14 protein-coding genes are annotated in these 21,265 nt (G+C 36.7%); 6 read left to right on the top strand and 8 right to left on the bottom strand.

The genetic code is table 11. From position 1 onward, the window contains the following. Positions 1–2: 2 nt before the first annotated feature. The 8 genes from AsAng_RS13185 to AsAng_RS13150 form a co-directional block, all read right to left on the bottom strand. On the bottom strand, positions 3–1,157 hold the full coding sequence (locus AsAng_RS13185) for a DUF1624 domain-containing protein (RefSeq protein ID WP_264793265.1): 1,155 nt from the start codon (positions 1,155–1,157) through the stop codon (positions 3–5). Further along, positions 1,129–1,710: a GNAT family N-acetyltransferase gene (locus tag AsAng_RS13180; protein WP_264793264.1), complete on the bottom strand. Its 582-nt coding sequence runs from the start codon at positions 1,708–1,710 to the stop codon at positions 1,129–1,131. The genes AsAng_RS13185 and AsAng_RS13180 overlap by 29 nt, the downstream gene beginning before the upstream one ends. A 26-nt stretch (positions 1,711–1,736) precedes the next feature. After that, positions 1,737–2,165, bottom strand: a complete 429-nt coding sequence (locus AsAng_RS13175) for a hypothetical protein (protein ID WP_264793263.1) — start codon at positions 2,163–2,165, stop codon at positions 1,737–1,739. A 328-nt stretch (positions 2,166–2,493) separates the two neighbouring features. Continuing rightward, entirely contained in the window at positions 2,494–2,913 is a 420-nt protein-coding gene (locus AsAng_RS13170) for a hypothetical protein (protein ID WP_264793262.1), read from the bottom strand. 11 nt (positions 2,914–2,924) lie between these two features. Then, positions 2,925–3,482 carry an RDD family protein gene (locus AsAng_RS13165; protein WP_264793261.1) on the bottom strand — a complete coding sequence of 186 codons (558 nt, stop codon included), beginning with the start codon at positions 3,480–3,482 and terminating at the stop codon, positions 2,925–2,927. Between the two features lie 298 nt (positions 3,483–3,780). Beyond that, positions 3,781–5,805 (bottom strand): hypothetical protein, encoded by a 2,025-nt coding sequence (locus AsAng_RS13160; RefSeq protein ID WP_264793260.1) that lies wholly within the window; start codon positions 5,803–5,805, stop codon positions 3,781–3,783. A 397-nt stretch (positions 5,806–6,202) separates the two neighbouring features. Further along, entirely contained in the window at positions 6,203–10,573 is a 4,371-nt protein-coding gene (locus AsAng_RS13155) for a CHAT domain-containing protein (protein ID WP_264793259.1), read from the bottom strand. Between the two features lie 140 nt (positions 10,574–10,713). Continuing rightward, positions 10,714–11,724, bottom strand: a complete 1,011-nt coding sequence (locus AsAng_RS13150; protein WP_264793258.1) for a hypothetical protein — start codon at positions 11,722–11,724, stop codon at positions 10,714–10,716. A 646-nt stretch (positions 11,725–12,370) separates the two neighbouring features. Here AsAng_RS13150 and AsAng_RS13145 point away from each other — a divergent pair. The 6 genes from AsAng_RS13145 to AsAng_RS13120 all read left to right on the top strand — a co-directional run bounded on the left by AsAng_RS13145 (position 12,371) and on the right by AsAng_RS13120 (position 21,213). Next, positions 12,371–14,464 (top strand): hypothetical protein, encoded by a 2,094-nt coding sequence (locus tag AsAng_RS13145; RefSeq protein WP_264793257.1) that lies wholly within the window; start codon positions 12,371–12,373, stop codon positions 14,462–14,464. A 380-nt stretch (positions 14,465–14,844) separates the two neighbouring features. Continuing rightward, positions 14,845–15,867, top strand: a complete 1,023-nt coding sequence (locus AsAng_RS13140) for a M42 family metallopeptidase (RefSeq protein WP_264793256.1) — start codon at positions 14,845–14,847, stop codon at positions 15,865–15,867. Between the two features lie 432 nt (positions 15,868–16,299). Continuing rightward, the gene (locus AsAng_RS13135; RefSeq protein ID WP_407655335.1) at positions 16,300–17,031 is read left to right on the top strand and encodes a polyprenol monophosphomannose synthase; all 732 of its coding nucleotides are present in this window, start codon (positions 16,300–16,302) and stop codon (positions 17,029–17,031) included. A 103-nt stretch (positions 17,032–17,134) separates the two neighbouring features. Beyond that, positions 17,135–18,778 carry a S26 family signal peptidase gene (locus AsAng_RS13130; RefSeq protein ID WP_264793254.1) on the top strand — a complete coding sequence of 548 codons (1,644 nt, stop codon included), beginning with the start codon at positions 17,135–17,137 and terminating at the stop codon, positions 18,776–18,778. A gap of 178 nt (positions 18,779–18,956) precedes the next feature. Next, positions 18,957–20,252 (top strand): redoxin domain-containing protein, encoded by a 1,296-nt coding sequence (locus AsAng_RS13125; RefSeq protein WP_264793253.1) that lies wholly within the window; start codon positions 18,957–18,959, stop codon positions 20,250–20,252. A gap of 148 nt (positions 20,253–20,400) precedes the next feature. Next, positions 20,401–21,213 (top strand): diadenylate cyclase, encoded by an 813-nt coding sequence (locus AsAng_RS13120; protein WP_264793252.1) that lies wholly within the window; start codon positions 20,401–20,403, stop codon positions 21,211–21,213. The last annotated feature ends 52 nt before the right edge of the window (positions 21,214–21,265 follow it).

Raw genomic sequence — 21,265 nt, 5'->3', positions numbered from 1 at the left:
TTTTAGATCATTCGCCAAAGCGAATCGTTGGGCTTTCCTTTTTTGAATGTTAAAAAGCGTTGACAAATAAAATACAAAATAATTAAGCCTATCAGCCAGCATAAATACATGATTTTGATGTCACAGCCTGATCGAAATGCTGCTCCCATAAATGCATATAAGTATAGATGGGCGATATAAAAGAACATGGCTGTTTGTCCAAAAACCTTCACAGGCTGTAGCCATTTGCGTTTTGAAAGCTTAGAAAATAAAGCAAGCAGAACGAGATTAATACCACAGGTTATCAGTGCAAAGGTTATACTTGGAGGGTATTTTACTAGGGTGAAAAAGCTGATCCAACTGTCATTATTCGCAATGCTAAAGTTGCCCCATTCTACCAAACGAAGCCCTATAAAAGCAAGGATGAAACTGCTGCCTGTAAACAGTGACATTTTGTAGATAGAGGCAGGTACTTTTTGTAATAATTGCGCCCAAAACATTCCAAAAGTAGTAATCCCCAACCAAGGGATAATGGGATAAATAACCATGGCACCAGGCGATTTGCCAGGAACGAGTAGAAAGTGTTCTAAAGGATGGAAAGCCAAACTAGGATTTGAATAACTAATATACCACCACGATAAAACAAAGCTGCCTACAGTGATACTTAATAACTGCCACGATTGGAGCCGCCACAAAAAGCCAGCGATCATCATACAGCCCCCTAAGCCATACAGCACAGAAGTGGGAATAAGAAAATAACTCCCCGCCAAACCAGGCATTCCCACCATTCCTGTAGCGCCAGAAGGTGCCCCTGTTTTGAGTGCCATGCTAATTCCCCATGCAGGGAATTCTAAAAAAAACATGAGCAATAAAATGACAGCTCCACGTTTCAAAAAATAACGATGGATTTGCCGATTGCTCCATGTAGAAGCTAGGCGTTTTTGAGCAAATAGGAAAATGCTCATTCCCATCAAAAAAAAGAAACCTGGGGCGCAAAGATGGCTTAAAAATCGAGTCAACCACCAAGCTAAATCGGGGTAACCACCAAAAGGAACGCCCCAAAATTCACTAAAGTGCATGCGACCAATCATTGCGCTGGCATGGTCTAAAGCCATTAGCATCATAATAAATCCACGCAGCAAATCTATGCTATCTGTTCTTGAGGCTTGTTTGGTCATGGGGGAGGAGTTTGGAAGCAGTAGTTAAGTTTTTGTGCATTACTTTATTTTCATAATTGACGCCTTCTAACTCAAAGAAGGCATTGCCAATCCATTGATAATTTTTACGTTCATAAAACCGAATGGCTCGATCATTAATTGCATAGACCCACAACCACAATTCAGCATGTCCTTGCTGTTGCAACTGTTGTTCAACATTATCGAGCAATTGATGCCCGACTCCCAAGCCCGTAAAACATTCTAAAACATATAATTTATTTAATTCAGGAGCAACTAAATCGCCAACAGGGCATTTTTTGTTGTATTCAATTTCGGCAACACCAGCCAAATTATTTTTATACTCAGCTACCAACATACAGTTGGGCGTATTTTGTATTTTTTGTTCAATTTTATCCACTGCAAATTGTTGAACAATAAACCGTGAAAAATCCGCAGATATTCCTTCAATGGCATAGTTGTGCATATAAACTTGTCGGAATAAGACCGATAAACATAAGGCATCAGAAGGGCGTGCAAGCCGATATTTAATTTGGTTTTTGTCTAAGGTTGTCATTAATGTATTGTTTATAAAAAATTAAGCTAATCAATGTCATCCAAAATATTAGAATGTTGGACAACAGGATTTTTTTGCTGAACAGCATAAAGTAGGACAAAAATTAATGAAATATTACAAAAAATAGTAATGTTATAGCTCCAATGAAGGATCAAATTTTCCGACAAATAAAGTTTTCTAAGATAGAATATTTGCTCTAAATTAGCCAATGTGAACAAGCAGGTTAAGCTTAAGTATTTTAAAAATTGTTCTTGGAGGGTTTTATGTGAAATTGCGGAATAAACAGCTAAGGGAATTAAAATGAATAAACCTATTGTTGCGCTCAGACTTAGTACGCTATAATTGTAAAAACGCATACTGTAAACAATCCCAAAATTGTTCTTTGTGCCTAAACTGGTAAAACAAAGAAGGAGTAGAACCGCTGCTAAAACAACAATGACAAAATGTATTTTCATAGCAATTTTTTAAATTCCACTTGTTGATCCTTTTCAAGCTTAATGGTTTCGTTGATGAACTAAAGTAGTTGAAATTATTGATCGCCCCAATTAATACCTAACTATTAAGATACTTTTAATGACAGTTTGGCAAAAATAATTGAGCACCTACAAGAGCATATCGTTATCCAAAACAGATGGATCAGAGGGCGTGGCTTGATAAGCTTTTTTATAGGAATAAACAGTATATATTAGAATAATACTCCGTTGATTTTTTAGTTTTTTAGTAAAAAACATAAAAAAACATCTTGTACTACATTGATTATCAGTTTTTTGGTATTTTAAACCACTAAAGTGTATGTCGATGATAATCAATGTAATACGATTTTTTAACGGAGTAATGAATAAATAAATTGGAGCCAATAAAAAGAATCCAACCTTCACCAATACGTTCAAAACTCTGATCGATTGTTCTAAGTTGTTTGAAGATTGTATAAGCTCGATTGCTCATCCAAAAGCAACAAGCAAGGGTAATAAAGAACACCGCCACTAAACGCTGTTTGGACAGTGGGCGGTGTGAAAGATCAATTAAAAGCAGCACCAATATTCCTATATAAACAATCAAGCTAAATAGGCTAACAAAACCAAAATAAAAGCCTAACCACACGACATTTCCCATCGATAACCAATTGAGCAAATAGGAAGCGCAGACGAGCACAATAGCAAGTGCCAGATAGCCCCGTTGAGGGTGTATTGGTGGCTTCTTCATGGGGGAGAGGTTTAGTTATTGCTTGCTTTGTTTTGAATAAGAATGCAATAAGTATGGCTAAAACGGTCGTGCATGGCTTGTTTTTTTTCATCAAAAAAGATAGCCGTAGCTGAGAAAATAAAAAAGAAGACAGAAAGAAGAAAACCACCACCATTAGAAGGTTCTTGTTGCAAGTCTTGAAGGCTTGTAAAGTTGTTTACTTCTTGAAACCCATCGGCATGAAATAGGCTATAACTCGATAACAAGGCGCTTAGACTTACCGCAAAGTAAGGCAAAAAACGCAGTAATGCTTGGTTCAATGAAATGCCTTGCATTTGATCGTCTACCACTCGCATTTTAAGGACCATTTTGCCAAGAGTTGCTCCATATTTCCATTCCATAACAGGTTTGTAAACACACCAAGCTAGAGCGATAAAAATCACAATCAAAAAGTTTTTGAGAAAGAAAGTATTATACTCTGCTAATAGGTTCAAGGGGATAAAAACTAAAGAATCAATAACAAAGGCATTGACTCGTTGAAAAAAAGTAGCGTAACCCATTGGTTGCCAATTAGAGGATGTTTGATTCATAATTTGTACGATTCACAGTAGTTTAAAAATGTAGCCACTGGGAGCATGGTACGGTAGTTATATTTAACGTTGTCCCAGTTCTCAATGGCTACATTATAAGTAAATAGAGTGGATTTTGTATAGTTGCTTAAGTTTAATACTCCGTTAATTAGCTAGTGCGCTAGCGCTTATGAGCTCCCTGAGGTCGGTTCCTTACACTCGTGAGATAGTTTTTTGCTTTATAGCTTAAGCTACAAACTAGCGCAGTTTACTTTACTCATGTAATAATCGAATACGATTTTTAACGGAGTAATGTAAGCTAGTAATTAATATTTTTTTTGCATTTTTTACAACACTGCTTATAGTTTTTATTGGTTGTATAAACACTTACAATTGGAATGTCAACAGCAATAAAAGCTCCCCAACGCCAACCACTAGTTTGTGTTACCAAAGAGCCATTGGTGACCGATCGAAGGTTAGGACCTAATTGAGCACCAATTCCGATTGCAATAGGATATTTGGGAACACCATAAACTAAATAACCGCCAGGAGCCAATACATTCTCAAATTTTAAATCGGGCAAGTCACTCACATTGTCATCTTCAAAACGAAAAGCTGTGAGGGCACCAATATCTAAGACCGAAGCCAAAATACCAATAGAGCCATAGTTTTTGAATCCCCAGTTGAAGGTGACTCCAATTGGAGTTGTTACCGCATAATAAGGATTGGCACCAACATCTTTTAAGATTTCTTGCCCTGCCGATAAGCCAACATAAGCATTGAGTGCGATGCTAAATTTAGAGTATTTTTTGATGGCAGAGCCACCTGGAGGCAAGGCAAAGGCAGAGATAGCATCAGAAACTTCAGATGCAGTTTTTGCTTTTACGGCAGTTGCTATAAAGGTTCCATATTTAAGGATAACTTGTCGTTCACAGGCAAATTTGTCTTTGGGCAATAGCTTTTCGATGATAAAAAGGGTATTAACAAGGGCAGAGGTATAATGTTTTTTTCGAACATCTAAAGCCATACCGTTGATGTCGCCAATGATCGATAAATAAGTATGTACTAGACTATCTTCTTTGTTGGAACTTCCCACAATCTCTTTTTTGAAATCATGCGCATAAAGCACCATTTCGCAAATCCCTTGCGTAAAATCAAAATAATCATCGTATTCCATTTCTTTGTCTGCATCAGTTAGTGGAGCTGCATTTTTATTTCTACGACGGTCGTTGGCTTTTTTGCGCATATCTTTTGCCAATCGTTCTAGGGACTTGGCTTCATCCAAAAAGGCTTTGGAAGTATTGAGCAAGTTGCGTACTTTTCCAGCGTTTTCTTTAATGCTAAGAGGTGCAAGATACTCTGCAAAAGTTTTGTCACCCATTTTTATATCTTTCCCTTGCTGATAAATCAAGCCTAAATACAAACTCGTTACCATTGGTTTTTTGATCATTTCAACAATCAAATCGGGCTTGACCCAATAACCATTGGCATCTTTGTCTTCTAAAGAACCAGAAAGAATGCCCAACAATTCTAAGCTACTTTGTAAGGTAGGGACAAATTGAGAACTGTCCTCGTTAGGAGTAATGATGTGCAAATAAGCATCCTCTGCTAAGTAATGAATGACATCAGCAGGAGTAGTCTTGTCATAAAACAATTCTATCACCTTAAAAAAATCACTCATCATGTGACGAATAACAGGTTTTTTAATTCTAGAAGATTGTTGAATATACTCATCCAAGTTGTAAACAAGATCCTCCAAATCTGCCAAAAAACTTTCTCGAAGTACTTCCCAAAATGCTTTAAATTGGTAAATATTCTCATCAATTTTTAACAGCACCTTGCTGGTGGTAGGAAAGAGATATTGCATCTCTTCAGAGCGCTTGACAATTTTCTGAAAATCTCTAAAAAAGGCAATGGTCAATTCTTGTTTGGTGCGTTTGACCAAAAAGTCAGTCAAGCCCATCAAAAAAGTAGATCCAGGCAAGCCTAAGCCGCTACTAGCTCCTGCTAATGGTCCTAAAGCACGTTGTCCTGTTGCACCATTAAAAACAATGTCTTCTCCTATGTTTTCGGTCAAAAAAGGAGCAATAAAAGGATTATCTTGGTAAGCGGCAACAATTTCACGATGGGTGAGTCCCATTTCTTCTTGACTGAAGTTTCGGGCTAATATTTGGTAAAAGGTCTCTTTTTGCATTTCATTGTTGCCAATTGCAAGTCGATGATCTTCTGTTAGATAGTTTCTTAATTCAAAAGCATCATGAATCGCTTGTGCCTGCGTTTGTGTTGTGATGCAAGCACAAAAACAAAAGAGAAAAAAGGACGTTAAAAGTGTATTTGTTGTCATAGTATTTAGTTTTGTAGTGGTTAATTGTTTGGTTATAGTATTGATAGTATTCTTTGCCAACCCGAACCCAGCTATGCTGGCTCACGAGTGATAACGAACCGAGCTCATAAGCGCTAGCGGACTAGCTAACCTAGCAGCGAACTAAAGCGCAGCGCTCATGAACGTAGTGAATAACAAAGTTAATCATGTGGAATATTAAACAGCCATGCTTTCTTATTACTACTTTTGTTATCAGTTATAGTAAGTCGTATGTCCTGTATTAACAGAGACTAAGTATACGACTTACTACTTATAACTTTCTTCTAAGAAAAGTAGTAGAAAGCTTACCCTTTGTTAGTGTTTGTCAAAGAACCATTTTAATCAAGCAAAAGGAGTCTAACTCAAAGAACGGTAAATTTTATTCAATTAATAAAAAAGCAGCCCAATAATAAGGATTTCTATAGCGTTTTCGCATGATATGTTGCGCTTGTTCAAAGGCTTTGTGTGCGGTCTTTCCATTGATATACCCTTTGTAAAAGAGCTGCATCAATTCAGAAGTTTGCTGATCGGGGACCTTCCAAAGACTAATAATAAGTTGTTTGGCTCCAGCGGTTTTGAAGGCTCTACGCAAGCCCATAATCCCTTCATTGTTATCAATATCTCCACGTCCTGTTTCGCAGGCAGAAAGCACCACCAATTGGGTTCTAAACAAATCCATATTCGCCACTTCCAAAGCAGTAAGAATTCCATCTTCTAGCCCTTCGATTTCTTCCCCACCTTTCCATACTCTATTAATTCCTCCTAAGGCTAAGCCAGAACGCAATAAGGGATTGGACAAATTGGCAATTTTATCTTCCAAGGATTGCGTTTTTTTGGAATTGCTCAACCACTGATCGTTTTCGTGGTCTTCTTTGGGAGGCGTAGGGAAGAAATAACCATGAGTGGCAATGTGCAGAATAGTAGGAGAATTATCGGTCATAATGGTCAAATTTTCTTCTGTAGCTAAGGTGTCACTTAATAATTGAACCACCCACCCCGATGGGAACAATTGACTGATTGCTTTTACCTCTTTTAACGTACCAGGAAGATAATTAAAATCTTCTCCTCTGCTTCCTCTAGAATAGGCTGTTGGTTGGGCTTTCTGATCTAAGGCTTCTTCCACCTCAATAGAAGGAATCCCAATACTTTCTGCTAACCGTTCCGTTTCTTGCTTGGTAAAGGTAAACTCAACACCACCAATCAAACCAATATTGGCAGACTCTTTTACTGTTTCATGTATCTGTGGTGTTAACAAATCCCGAAAGGAACTATAATAATGAATGGACCAATCGTCCATAATTCTCCGTTGGGTATAATCATTACTTCGCAAGGTACCAAAAGCAATTTTACTAAGCATCCCAGTAGGGCAAATATGCAATCGTTTGCTGCTGTCTATATAAGGCAAAATGGGCTCCCAAACTAATTCGTAAAGGTACCTACTTTCCAATTCGTCTGTAATATAATTAATGGTATTGGGAGCAATATCAGGTGCCAATACATCTTCTAGTTCTTCTTCGGTTGCCAATCGAACAAACTGTGGTAGATTGGTGTGAGAATTGACAATTGCAGCATAATAAATTGCTTGTTCTTCCTCGTTTTCGTCTATCTCATTAAGGACTAAAAAATCAATTGCTATAGCAAGGCTATCGTCTGTTTCCATAGCATATAAGATTTTTTGAAGTTGGCTGAAATCTAATTTTTTATTGTTTTTACCAAAAAAAGCTCTGAGGTCTTTGCTAGAAATTCCAATTTCTTTTTCTAGTGATACAATCTGGGCATTGATTTCGTCTTGAACATCAAGTGGGAGAGCGGTGGATTTTGCCAATTGCTTTCGTAGCGCTTGCATCTGGTGGCATTTATTCTGAATCGCAATGTTTTCTGTAGCCATACACACACTTTGCAGATTGGTGGAAGTTTCTAAAGCCAAGCCTTTAACCATCAGATGAGCATTAAACGCAGTTAAAATTAAATTGCTATCAGGATGTTCTACTACAAAATTAAAAAATAGGTTAATGCGTTTGGCGATTGGAGCAAGAAATAACAAACGTTCCTTTTCAGATAAGTTGGTATAATTTTGTTCGATCTGTTCCAAATCAATTTTTAAAGCATCTGTAAAATAAATAGCAGCCATAGAATCTTGCTCATTCTTGCTATAAAAATTGGCAAAAGCAATGTTCACATCCGCCAATTCGCCTTTGTCTTTTAATTGGCGAATGGCTGCTCGATAATAACGAATGGCTTTGAGGGTATCTCCTTTGAGTTCTGCTAAATGAGCTAAATCAGATCGTAGTGATATATCTCGTTTAAAAGAAACAGGACTATTTTCATCTCGTTCAAATGCTTTAATTTTATCATAATAAGATTCTGCCATTTCTATGGCTCCTTCATCCAAATAAAGCCTTCCGATGTGGCGCATTATTTTGGTATATTGAAGTGCGGTTTGAAAATCGTGGTAACGATCTTTTTCGGGGAGAAATTTTTCTACCAATTCTAAGACTTTTAATGCATTGCCAAACAGTTGTAGCGCAAAGTCTATTTTGTTTTTTTTGTGTGCAATTAAGCCTAAATCGTCAAAACAACGAATAATAAGCGTCCAATTGTTGCTTGCCTTACTGGCTGCTAAAGCAACATAATAAGCGTTAACGGCTGTGGTGTAACGTCCTGTTTTGCGATAAATTCTCGCTAAGTTATACAAAGCCTGTACATGAGTAACATTGGTTTGCTCTTGCTCAGACTTATTTTTGTAAATATTAATTAATTGTTGATAATGAGGCTCTGCTGCAATAATGCGTTCTCCTTTGTAATGCCAATTGGCATAACGTCCTAAATAAGTAGCGTATGCTAAGTCGTCAATTTTCTGGTACTGGAGCGTCTTGCCTAGCTCTTCAAAGAAATAACTACTCTCATCAATAGACCATGGGTTAGCTTGTTCAATATTCTTGACCAATCGTTTTAATAGCCTTAAATAACTATATTCTACCCCTTCTTTTGATTTGTAGATGGTTAATATTTTTCGATACAAACGCAAGGCTTCATCGGCACTTTTGGGAGTGTTTTGGGCATAAAAATAACCATCTGCGAGTACTTCTAAAGCATTGCCATATTCAACACTATAATTTCCATATTCATTAGTTAGGCTATCTAACGTGAACTGCAAGGCTTGTTTTAGATTGACCAAAGGAAAAACTTTTGGAAGTACTTCTGCTACAATCGGAAGGTTGTATTCGGGGTCTCGTCGAAGCAAAGAATCTACCCAATTAGTTGCAATAAAGAAATTTTTCTCTGAAAGCCCTTTCATTCCCTTTTTGAAATAAGGATCGCCTTTGCTTCTTAAATCGTCATTTTTGAGATAATCCCAAGCCGTTTGGAATAATGTTGTTAGATATTCATTGCTCTGTTCACCATAAATAGCCGATTGAATGCTTAGGTTGTGTTCATTGGTGATGAAGGTATTCCAAGGCGGGGCAATGGTTCGGATATATTTTTGAAAGAGTGTTTCTTCGCTATTGGCATCAAAAGGGAGATTGAGTTCTATTTCGTCTAGAATTTGAAATGCTTTGGAATAGGGTTTAAAGGCATTGATATAATCACTATCTTTAACATATAAATTGGCTAGATTGATAAGAGCTTTAACGTAAGGTTCGCTTATTTTTCCAAATTCTGTTTGTACTTGTTTAACAATGCTTTTTTGGATTGCAATTTTACTTTCCAATTCCGTCAAATCCCAAGTTTCTTCCATGGCTTGAATGATGGCATAGTACTTACTATTACTGCCACCATGATGCCTCTTTAAGTCTGTTCTTACCCATTCAAATACACTTTCTATTCCATAGAATATAAAAGTAGTAGTATCCACACCCTTTAGAAAAGGTCTCAAATCAATGATAAATTGGTCGTTGGCAGTAGCATGCTGTTTGATTCGATTTAACATATCCTTTTCTATAGGATAAAACAGTTGCATTTTTTTGGTAAAAGTAGCAAAGGCTTTTTTATATTTTTTGTGTGTCTTACCTAGTTTCTCTTTGTAAATAGCCAGTGCCGTCTGAATATAAAAATAACTGGTATCGGTTTCGGTATAGGCTGTTCTGTAGTCATTATATTGGATGGATAGCCCTGCAAAATGAATCAAGGCATCTGCTGTAGCAATAGACTGAGGTTCGGTCTTAAGTAATTGTTGTAGATGAACTTGACTTTTGGCTAAGCGAATAATGACGGGGTCAATGTGTTGCTTGGCATAATCATAAACGGGTTTTGCTGCTTCTGTGGAGAGTTTTGCTAAAATTTGGTAAGCTTGAACGGTTAAAAAGTGCCCTTCAAAATCTTCGAGTGATAAATAAACAGCCGCAGATTTTAGCAACTTTTGGGCGTACAAAGGAGAGTATTTTCCCTCCTGAACCAAGGCTTCTTGAAGGTCCAAATAAGCATCTAATAATGCTGATCGAGCAGGAGGAAGCAAAGCTAGTGCGTGATGATAACTGCTATCAGTGGTTCCTTTTTCTTTTCGAATTATTTTTAGAGCAGGAAGCACCAATGAATCACCTTCGTCAGAATCTGCATTTTCGTCTTTATAGTATAACAGCGCTAAGTTAATGGCAGCTTTGGCATATTCTATGTGTTCTTTGCTATAAAGTGTTTGGGCTTCTGTTAGTTTTTTCTGTGCTTCCGCCAACTCATCTGGATCAACATTTTGACCATAAAGTATTGTTGTAAAGAATAAAAAAAATAAGCCAAATAAAAACCTAATATACATGTGTCTAGAATTTGTTTAAGTAGTTGGATGTTGACCATGAATTTAACACTTATTTAGCTAAAAGCATTCTTTAAGCGAATAAAAAAAGACGTTCTGTATAACAGAACGCCTCTAGAATATGCTTGTATTTTTTGATGTTATTAATTGGTGGTTCCTCCATCGTCACAAGTTTGAGTGCAATAATTGTTGTACCAACCCTCTCCATCATTAAGTGGAAAAGGAGTGCCAAAACCCCAGGCTGTTGCCCGTATAAATTGCCCTGCTGAGTTGAGGTGATAAACCATTGCATGACTGGCTATAATATAACAAGAGGTATTTATTGCTGTTAATGGGATGGTATAAGTATGGCTATTGGTACCTGCGGGATGAGTTGCTTGATAAGGAAATAGTCCAGGAAGGGGCTGTCCTAGGTTATCGACTGGTATATTAGCTAGTGAACCTATATACAAACTTGTTGTTGTCAAATTCCAAATTCCAGTAGTATTAAAGGTTATATATACGTTAGCGTGGTCATTGGTTACTTCAATGTTGCCAATTAATGTCGTTTGGTTGGCATAGAAGTCATAGGAAATCGTATCGTATTCACAATCTATGCAGGGTTTGGCACAGTACTCTATATAACCAGCCCAATTGCCAGAAGGAGTAAACTGGATGTCGTTGGCCCATGCGGTTTCGGATTGTGTAACATTGCCATTGCCATCTAATAAATATACCTCTGCATGAGTAGCCACAATAAAACAAGAATCAAGCGTAGCCAAATCATAAGTATAGGTATAAGTAGTTACCATAGGATTATGCGCTGTACTGGAAGGAAACTTTCCAACCTTAGGATTGCCATTTCGAGTACTAGGCATATCTGCCAAAGCACCAACATATACATGGGTATGACCCATTACCCAATTATTATGGGTTTCTATGGTTACAATGAGATCTGTTGCTGTATTAGAAATAGTAACGGTTCCTGCATCAATGTGTTGACCAGCGTAAAATGTACTGACTGTAGCTGGTCCACATGGTGGTGTACAAGGAGGAGGGAGTAAAATTAGTTCATGATCGGCAGTTGGTGCCGTCATAGGAATAATAGTTTCTTTCAGGCAAGATGTTGTTAACAATAGTACACTAATGGACACTAAAATTAAAAAACGATTCATAAAGCAAATGTTTGAGTAAGGTGTTGATAAAAATAATGCTTGTATATATGTGTAAATACATAAGGAGAACATTAAATTAATCGATAAGGGGATTGATTAATAAATAAGAATTTGATATGTAAGTGTAATCATTGAAATTTATTACATATAGCATATAAGGATATGACAGGTAGATTACCAGTTGCTAAAGTAATGTTTTTTTTATGTTTTACATGAAAAAAGATCGATTATTTCGGTGTTTTATAGAAAGTTGTATTGTGTATTTAGTTGATAATTATTTTTTAGGTAAGACTCTTGGAGCGTCAATCATAGGTATAAAAAAAGCGTCCTGAAAAAACAGGACGCTTGTATATATGTTGTGTGTTTTATGTTATTATTATTAGCTTGTAAGAGACCTTTTAATTCTATAAATATATCAGTAATAAAAAATGGAACGTTTAAATTTTATGGAGATAAAGCTCGATCTTCAAAGAGAGAGTGAACCATTCTCATAAAGCAAGTCAGGGAAATCTAAGTGAATAGATTGGCTAATAAGAGCTTGAAGTCTTTGATTTGCATTATTTTTGTAAATTACTACCGATGAATCTCCAAAAAAGGGAGACTCATCAAGCATAAAATCAAATCCCAAACTTTTAATTCATTACCAATGCAAATAACCATACAACAAAAATTACTAACAACTTGCTTGTTCTTGATTTGTCAAGTCGTTCTGTTTGCACAGAAAAGCCCAAAAACTCCCGCAGCTGCCGAAAAAGAATACAAAGAAAAAGATTATTATGAAGCAGCTGATATTTATAAAGCCGTCTTTTCTTCTAAAAACTTAAAGCTGTCAGGGGCAAAATTGGCCATGCACCAATTCTATTATGCTCAGAGTTGTAGACAAAGTTACAATCATGCAAGAGCACAGGAATATTATGGAAAAGTAGCCACAGGAGATTATGCCGCTAAATACCCAGAAATTGATTATTATTATGCCTATTGTTTGAAACACAATGGGCAATATGAAGAGGCGATCAAATATTTTAAAGAATTTTTAGCCATGGAGGTTAAGGGCATAGAATTAACCTATCTCCAATTGGAGGCTGACCATGAATTAAAAGGCTGTTATCTTGCTTTAGATTTGGTCAAAAACCCTGATCGATTGACTAAAATAGTCCATATGAGTGGTGATGTAAATACCAAATATTCCGATTTTTCTCCCCACTTGGTAGGCGAAACCCTCTATTATTCTTCTTTAAGATTTGAGCGAGAATTGATGAGAGGGAAGGTGGTAGGGAAAGGACAAAATTTAGTCGGAAAGATTATGATGGCAAACAATAGAGGACAGAGCCGCTTTGAACAAGCTAAAAACAAAAACCTTAACCTTAAATATGAAAACTCTGGCAATTCAAAACTAAATACAGATGGGACGAAGTTGTACTTGACAAAATGTGTTTATGACAGTAAAAAAGCAAAAATGATCTGTCAGATTTATTATTGTCCCAAAATAGGAGAAAATAATTGGGGAGAAGCGGTTAAATTGCCTGAACACATTAATGTTGAAGGGGTTACCAATACACACCCTGCTATTGGTTTTGATAGTTTACGGAACCGTGAAGTTTTGTATTTTGTATCTGAACGAAGGGGAGGAATTGGCAAAAAAGATATTTGGGCTTCAGAAGTATTAGAAGATGGAAAATATGGAGAGCCTTTTAATTTGGGGGAAATGGTGAACACCATTGGCGATGAGGTGTCGCCTTATTTTCATAATACAACTCAATCCCTTTACTTTAGTTCTTCTCATCGCCCAGGTTTAGGAGGTTTTGATATTTTTCATGTTAATATTATTGATGGAGAGTATGATGAACCAATTAATATTGGTATTCCGTTGAACAGCGCCGCTAATGATCTTTATTTTATTATCAATCCAGATGATTCGACAGGATATTTTGCTAGTAATCGACCTGGATCGCAAATCTTGACAGGAGAATCTTGTTGTAATGATATTTATGAATTAAAACTCCCTGAATTCCCTCCTGTAAAACCTGCCCCAGAGCCTGAACCTCCATTGGTGATTTCTGACCCAACCCCTCCCGAACCAGAGCCTGAGCCCGAACCAGTTGTGTTAGAGGAACCCGAACCCATTGTTGTTAAAGAAGAGCCTGTTGTATCAGAATCTGTTCAAGTGACCTTGGACGAACTTAATAAGTTATTGCCTTTGTCCTTGTATTTTCACAATAATGAGCCTAGAGACGAAAAGACTTCTTATTCTTCAACGTACACACGGTATGCAGGAATGCGTAAATTATACAAAAAGGAACATGTTCCTCAGTACAACAAATCTATCCAAGATCAAATTTCTGAGAATATAGATGATTTCTTTGATGATAAGGTGCTAAAAAACTACCAAAGAATGCACTTGTTTTTTGATGAGCTTATTCTTGCTATGCAAAATGAATTTAAATTAGAAATTGGCATACAAGGCTATACTTCTCCACGAGCATCTGCTGCTTATAATAAAGCATTGGCGCATCGTCGTATTGTTAGCGTTACTAAAGATATGTTTGCCTACCAAAATGGTGCTTTGAAACCTTTTTTAGATAGCGGCCAATTGACCATTAAGGAATTACCTTTAGGTGAGGGAAAAGCCCCTGCTGGGATTAGTGATGATATTGATGATCCTCGAAATTCTATTTATAGTGTTGAAGCGGCTAGTCAGCGTAGAGTTAATTTTATAGTTGTTGATTTGCAAGAAGAATAATTTTGTTGGGTTTGACAACGTTTAAAAAAGCTCGTTCTTTGATAACCCGAACAGAGTGAGTAACAAGGCTCACGCAGTAACCACGTAGTAGCAGCGAAGCTAAAAGTAGTAGGAAGCTTACCCTTTGTTAGTGTTTGTTACACGATTTATTAAAGAATCAATATTTGGTAATGGTTTGACCGTTAGAGTGATATGTCGTCTATTGGGGCTTGGTAGAGATCAACAACATACTGCCTATGTTTTTTGAGAAAGTAAATGTAATTTAATGAAATATAATTAATCTATATAGTATCAGTTATTTATTGGTAATGCACAATTTCAATGAAGTATTGTATATTTGAAACAGAAAACATTATTATAAAAATAAATAATATTAAAAAATGCTAGATTACACCACTCTTAAAACACTCGTTGAGATCGATTCTCCTAGCGGATTTACTCAAAAAGCAAGTCAATACATCCACCAAATTTTAACAGGGTATGGCTGGGAACCTAGTTTTAGTAATAAGGGGGCTGTACGTTGTACTTTAGGGACTCAACCGCCTAGTTTGGCTATTGCAGCTCATGTTGATACGCTTGGTGCTGTTGTTGCAGGAATACAAGAGGATGGTAGCCTTAGAATCTCTAAGGTTGGAGGCTTATCATTAAATGGTTTTGAGGGAGCGTATTGCCGAATTTATACCCTGACCGACCAAGTTTACACGGGAACGCTTTTGTTAGACAATCCTGCTGCTCACGTCAATAAAGACCTCAATAGCACGCAACGTAGTTTGTACAATATGCATATTCGTTTAGATGAATTAGCTTCCTCCAAAAAAGAAGTTGAAGATTTAGGGATCAATGTTGGCGATTTTATCTGTTTTGAAACCAATTATCAAGAACTGCCAAGCGGATATATTAAATCTCGTTTTATGGATAATAAATCAGGCTGTTTTGTCTTGTTTGAGTTGGCTCGTCAAATTAAAGCAAAAGGTTGGGATGTTCCCGTTGAAATTTTCTTTTCTAATTATGAAGAGGTTGGTCATGGAGGAACTTGTGGTTATGCTGATTCTATTGAAGAACTGTTGGTTATTGATATGGGGGTGGTTGGTACTGGAACTGCTGGCGAAGAAATTGCTTGCTCAATTTGTGCTAAAGATAGTTCAGGTCCTTACGACTATGAGATGCGTCGCAATTTAGTCCAATTAGCAAACGACCAATCAATTGCTTATCGTTTGGATGTTTATCCTTATTATGGCTCTGATGGGTCGGCTGCTTTGAGAGCAGGAAACGATTATCGAGTTGGGCTTATTGGACCTGGAGTTTCTGCTTCTCATGGTGTAGAGCGTACCCACCAAAAGGGAATAGAGGCAACGATAGACCTGTGTATGGCTTATATCGAACAACAAATGATACAAAAATAGATCTAATGCCTAGGTAATTTACCCAACAAACCATCCGTTTTTGGGGCTTTTTAATTAAAACTATAGATTTAGTTAATTATTGTTAGTTTTAGTTAAGACCTTGATAAGAAAGTTGCTTTTAGTGATCCAAAAATATATATTTACCTTGTCTAGATTTTGGGCATTCAATGTTGAGATAAATTTATTTTTAATTCATTGATAATTAGGGTATTGTGTTTGGTTTATTTGCTTGGGCTAGTTTGGGGCTGATTCCTATAAATAAAAACACAAAAGGAGTGTCTTCTAATTTTAGCGATTAGTATGCGGAATAAGTCTATTATTTTTCCGACTTTTACTAGAGTCTTGGGGCTGTCTAAAGATAAAAGAAGCATTAAATACCTAAATCAAAGGAATGAAAATTTATACTATTCCATATCAAAAGAAATTAGAGTTTTGTCAGAACGCTTAGTTATAATACCAACCTACAACGAAAAAGAAAACATAGAAAAAATCACTCGAGTAGTGATGAACCTAAAACCAACATTTCATTTGCTTATCGTGGATGATGGTTCTCCTGATGGTACAGCGGGAATTGTCAAAGGCTTACAAAATGAATTTGCAGGTCGTTTGTTTATAGAAGAACGCCAAAGCAAACAGGGCTTAGGTACAGCATATATTCACGGTTTTAAATGGGCTCTGGAGTCTACTTATGAGTATATATTTGAGATGGATGCCGATTTTTCACACAATCCTAATGATTTGCCACGTTTGTTTGAAGCATGCAATCAGAGTGGTGTTGGTGTAGCGGTAGGTTCTCGTTATGTGCGCAATGGAAAAGTTGAAAACTGGCCATTCAATCGTTTATTGATGTCTAGAGGAGCGTCTATTTATGTACGATTAGTGACTTGGATGCCCGTATCGGATGCGACAGCAGGGTTTGTTTGTTATAAACGTTCTTTTTTGGAATCTTTAGATTTTGATAAAATAGAATTTAAGGGCTATGCATTTCAAATTGAAATGAAATTTGCAGCTTGGCAACTGGGGTACAAAATTGTAGAAGTACCTATTGTGTTTAAAGATCGAGTAGAAGGTGCATCTAAAATGAGTACAGCAATTTTTAACGAAGCGTTTTTTGGTGTGTTAAAAATGAGATGGAAAGGCTGGGTGAGTAATTATAAACAATAGCTTTTAGCATTTGAGTAAGTTTGTTTATCAAAGAACTTTTTTTATAATCATAGCTTGTGCTGCGAATAGTGAGTCGGTTATGATGTTTAATTAATGAAATAAAATGAATTGGTTACTATATATTATCTGTTTTTATTGGCTTCCTTTTGTTGGAATGTATAAACTTTTTGAAGAGGCAGGGGAGCCAGGTTGGGCTGCTTTGATTCCTTTTTATAATGCCTATGTGGTTGTTAAAATTATTGGCGCTCCCAAATGGTGGCTGGGACTAATGTTGCTGCCAATTGTCCATTTCTTTATTATTGCAGGAATGTTAATTGAGTTTAACAAGTCTTTTGGCAGATATGAGTTTATTGATAATTTTGCAGCCATTGTATTGCCCTATATTTATTATCCTTATTTGACCAGCCAAAAACCAAGTTATATACATGCTGCGTGGGCCGTTCAGAATGACATTAAAAAACGTTACAAAACAGCCTTGAAAGAGGATCAAAAGTCAGAGCTTCGTCGGCTTGAAAAGGAAAACCCTTTTCCCAAAAAATCTAAAGTAAGAGAATGGTCTGAGTCCATTATTTTTGCTGTTTTTGCTGCGCATTTTATTCGTATGTTTTTGATTGAAGCTTATACAATCCCAACGCCGTCTATGGAAGGGTCTTTGTTGGTTGGAGACTTTTTGTTTGTAAGCAAAGTGCATTATGGTTCTCGTATGCCAATGACGCCTTTGGCTTTTCCGCTGATTCACAATATGCTGCCTTTTACAGGAGGTGAGTCTTATAGTAAAGCCGTAAAATGGGGATACAATAGAGCACCTAGATTACAAAATGTAGAGCGTTATGATCCTGTTGTATTTAATTATCCAGAGGATGATACTTCGTTTGGTGGTTTAGATGAAAGAGGACAAATGGTAGATTATCCTAGCCAATATCACAATCTCTTGAAGGTTACTACGCCTAGCAAAAGAAATGCTGTACGACAACAACTGTTAGCAAATAATGCACATCGAATGGTTTATCGTCCAGTAGATAAACGAACCCATTATATCAAGCGTTGTGTGGGAGTTCCAGGAGATGTCATTGAGGTAAAAGAAGGGGTTTTATACGTGAACAATAAAGTAGCAGAGGATATAAAAGGGGTGCAGTATGAATACGATCTAATTGGACAGGGAGTACACACTCTTAGTACTCGTGCTATAGAGGATAAATATAAGGTTACTTTTGCGATGGGACCAAGTGGCCCGATTCCTTCTGTTGCTTATATGCATCCAGATGTTGCGGCACAGCTGGTCAATGATTTGACTGGAGTTGATAAAGTGCAACGCAGGCTAAAACCTAAAGGTTATAGCCCAGGGACTTTCCCTTATAATGAGGCAAGATACCCTTGGAACATCGATAATTATGGACCACTTACTATTCCTGCAAAAGGAACTCCTATAAACTTGTCATTGGATAACCTTGAAATTTACCAGCGTTTGATTGCAGCTTATGAGGGCAATGAATTAAAAGTAGAGAATGGAACAATCTTTATCAATGGAGAAGCGGCTACTTCTTATACGCCTAAATTGGACTACTATTGGATGATGGGGGACAATCGGAATAATTCAGCCGATTCAAGAGCTTGGGGTTTTGTTCCTGAGGATCATATTGTAGGGAAACCTTTATTTGTATGGTTATCGCTAAAAAATGGAACCTTAAAAGGCCCTAATGGAGGGCTGCGTTGGGAGCGTTTATTTATGGGCGCTTCAGGAAAATAAAGTATCTTTTTTATACTTATATAAGCTAGTAAAATGTTCTAAATGTGCATCTTACTAGCTTTTTTATTTGTATTCATTATAAATGGCAAAAATGGGCTTTAGCTTGGCAGAAAAGAACGAAAAGAGTTCTAGGGAATTCCTTATCTTTGCCCCATTATTAAAGCTTAAAAAGAATACAATGAAGTTATGTATTGTTGGTGCAATTTTGTGCTGGCTATCTGCTACCTCAATAGCACAAAAAAACACCTTTAGCAAGGATGAACACAAAAAGATCCAAACCTTTATTCAACAAATATCTGCTGTCTATAACAATCAAGCACAAGCAGACACTACTGAGAATCCCTTATTGCGTTTGTCAGAGATTAGAATTTTTGAAATATGGACCCACAAAAAAAATGAATATTGGTTGTCAATAGGTTGGTATCAGCCTGATTTCCCCGAACAACCAATGGGAGAAAAAATCTTTCATATCAAGTCCATTCGTAAAGATACCTTTGAATTAGATTGCTATTCTTGGACTGATCCCAGTAATTCTAGTTACTTGTTGCAATGGAAAGAAAAGCACCCTTACAAAAAGAAAAAATTAGAGCATTTAACAAATGATGGTTGCCAAAATTATGTTGTTAAAAATAGTTCTGGAGGGTATGAATTAAAAACATTAAAAGATCAAGTTTGTGCTTTTAACAACCCAATGGCTCCTTTTGATGGTTTGTTTTTTCATTTTATATTTGATCCAACAGGACAAAAGATGGATATTTATGATAAAAATTATAAAGCTGGAAAAGTATTATTTCATTATCTGAATACCCCAATGTTAATGCGTAAAACTACTCCTGTTAAGTCGAATAATTTGGAGGAAAAAAAGCAAGAGCAAGCAACAGATGATGGACGGCTAAAAAGGGGGGATAAGCCTGAGGCATTTGTTGTAGAAGATGTTTTGGGTAATACAATTTCTTTGAGAAAAATTTTAAAAAAGAACAAGGTATTGCTTGTATTTTTGCGGCATGCTTGGTGCCCTGTTTGTAATTATCGCACCCATGAGTTAATTGGCAATTATAATGCGTTGAAAGAAGCGGGATATGAGGTTGTGGTTGTTTATGAATCCAGCAAAAAAAGCTTATTGCCTTATGTTGAAGATCACGATTTACCTTATTTTGTAATCGCAGATCCTCAGCGTGAGCTTTACAAGGCGTTTAAGGTTGAGTTTTCTTCCGAAAAAATGCTTAAAAGTAGAACGAATACCAAAATGCTTACCCATTATAAAAAGGGCATGGAATTGTTTGGTGACAGACAATATGCCAAAGAAAAAGGCGAGGAAAAATCTTCGATCATTCCAGCAGATTTTATAATCAATAAAGATAGAACCTTGGAAACGGTTTATTATGGTGAATATATTGGGGATCATTTACCTGTAAAGGAATTGTTAGAGGGAGCAGGCTCATCTAGTGGGCACGAAATTAGAAATCGGTTTTAGTGTGTAGAAGGCTATTTCTAGTGCGTCAAATTTCAAAAAGTTGATCTAACAGAGTGGGTTAGATCAACTTTTTATTGAAGGGATGATGCGATCTGTTTTGTTCTCCATCTTAAAAATAGTATTTTGACAGCCGTACTAAAATGAACCAATGTTATACTTAATACAAATAGGCTTTTTTACCATTACATTTTGGGATATTCTAGATATCATTATTGTAGGTTTTTTGCTATTCCAAATTTACAAATTGCTTAAAGGTAGTTTAGGCTTTAATATCTTTATTGGTTTAGTATTGGTTTATATTGCTTGGAGAATTGTTTCGGTTCTAGAGATGCCCTTGTTGTCCTCTATTTTGGGACAATTTGTGAGTGTTGGAATGATTGCTTTATTGGTACTTTTCCAGCCAGAAGTTCGCCGCTTTTTGCTTTTTGTCGGTCAAGGGTCTTTGCAAACTCGTTTTAAGTTCTTGCAACGATTTTTTAAACAAAATCAATCTCTGGAGAATCATAATTTATTGAGAGAGCAAGCTATTCAAGCAATTATTACGGCAACGGAAGCAATGGTAGAGAGCCAAACAGGGGCGTTAATGGTTTTTACTAGTTCCCCTAATTTAGAAGGTTTGTACAGCTCAGGTGTGATGGTCAATGGAGATGTTTCAGCTCAGTTGATCTTAAGTATTTTTAATAAGGATAGCCCTTTGCACGATGGTGCGCTTATTATTAAAGATGGAAAAATTGTTGCAGCAAGTTGTGTGTTGCCCGTTTCAGATCGTCCTGATATTCCTCAGCGTTTGGGCTTGCGACACCGAGCAGCAGTTGGAATTAGTGAAAATACCAATATTATGGTTTTTGTGATTTCGGAAGAAACTAAAAAAATTGCTTATGCTAGGGGAGGGGAAATACTAGAGGACATCGCCATTGGTAAAATGCGACAATTGCTAGAAAAAATCCTTTTTGTTACCTAACCTATTTTTATTGCCCCCAAATACAGCAAGCCTAAACAATCGGGTGCTGGGT

This window comes from Aureispira anguillae, assembly GCF_026000115.1.
Lineage (GTDB): Bacteria > Bacteroidota > Bacteroidia > Chitinophagales > Saprospiraceae > Aureispira > Aureispira anguillae.
This window is presented reverse-complemented; position numbering and strand designations above follow the sequence as displayed.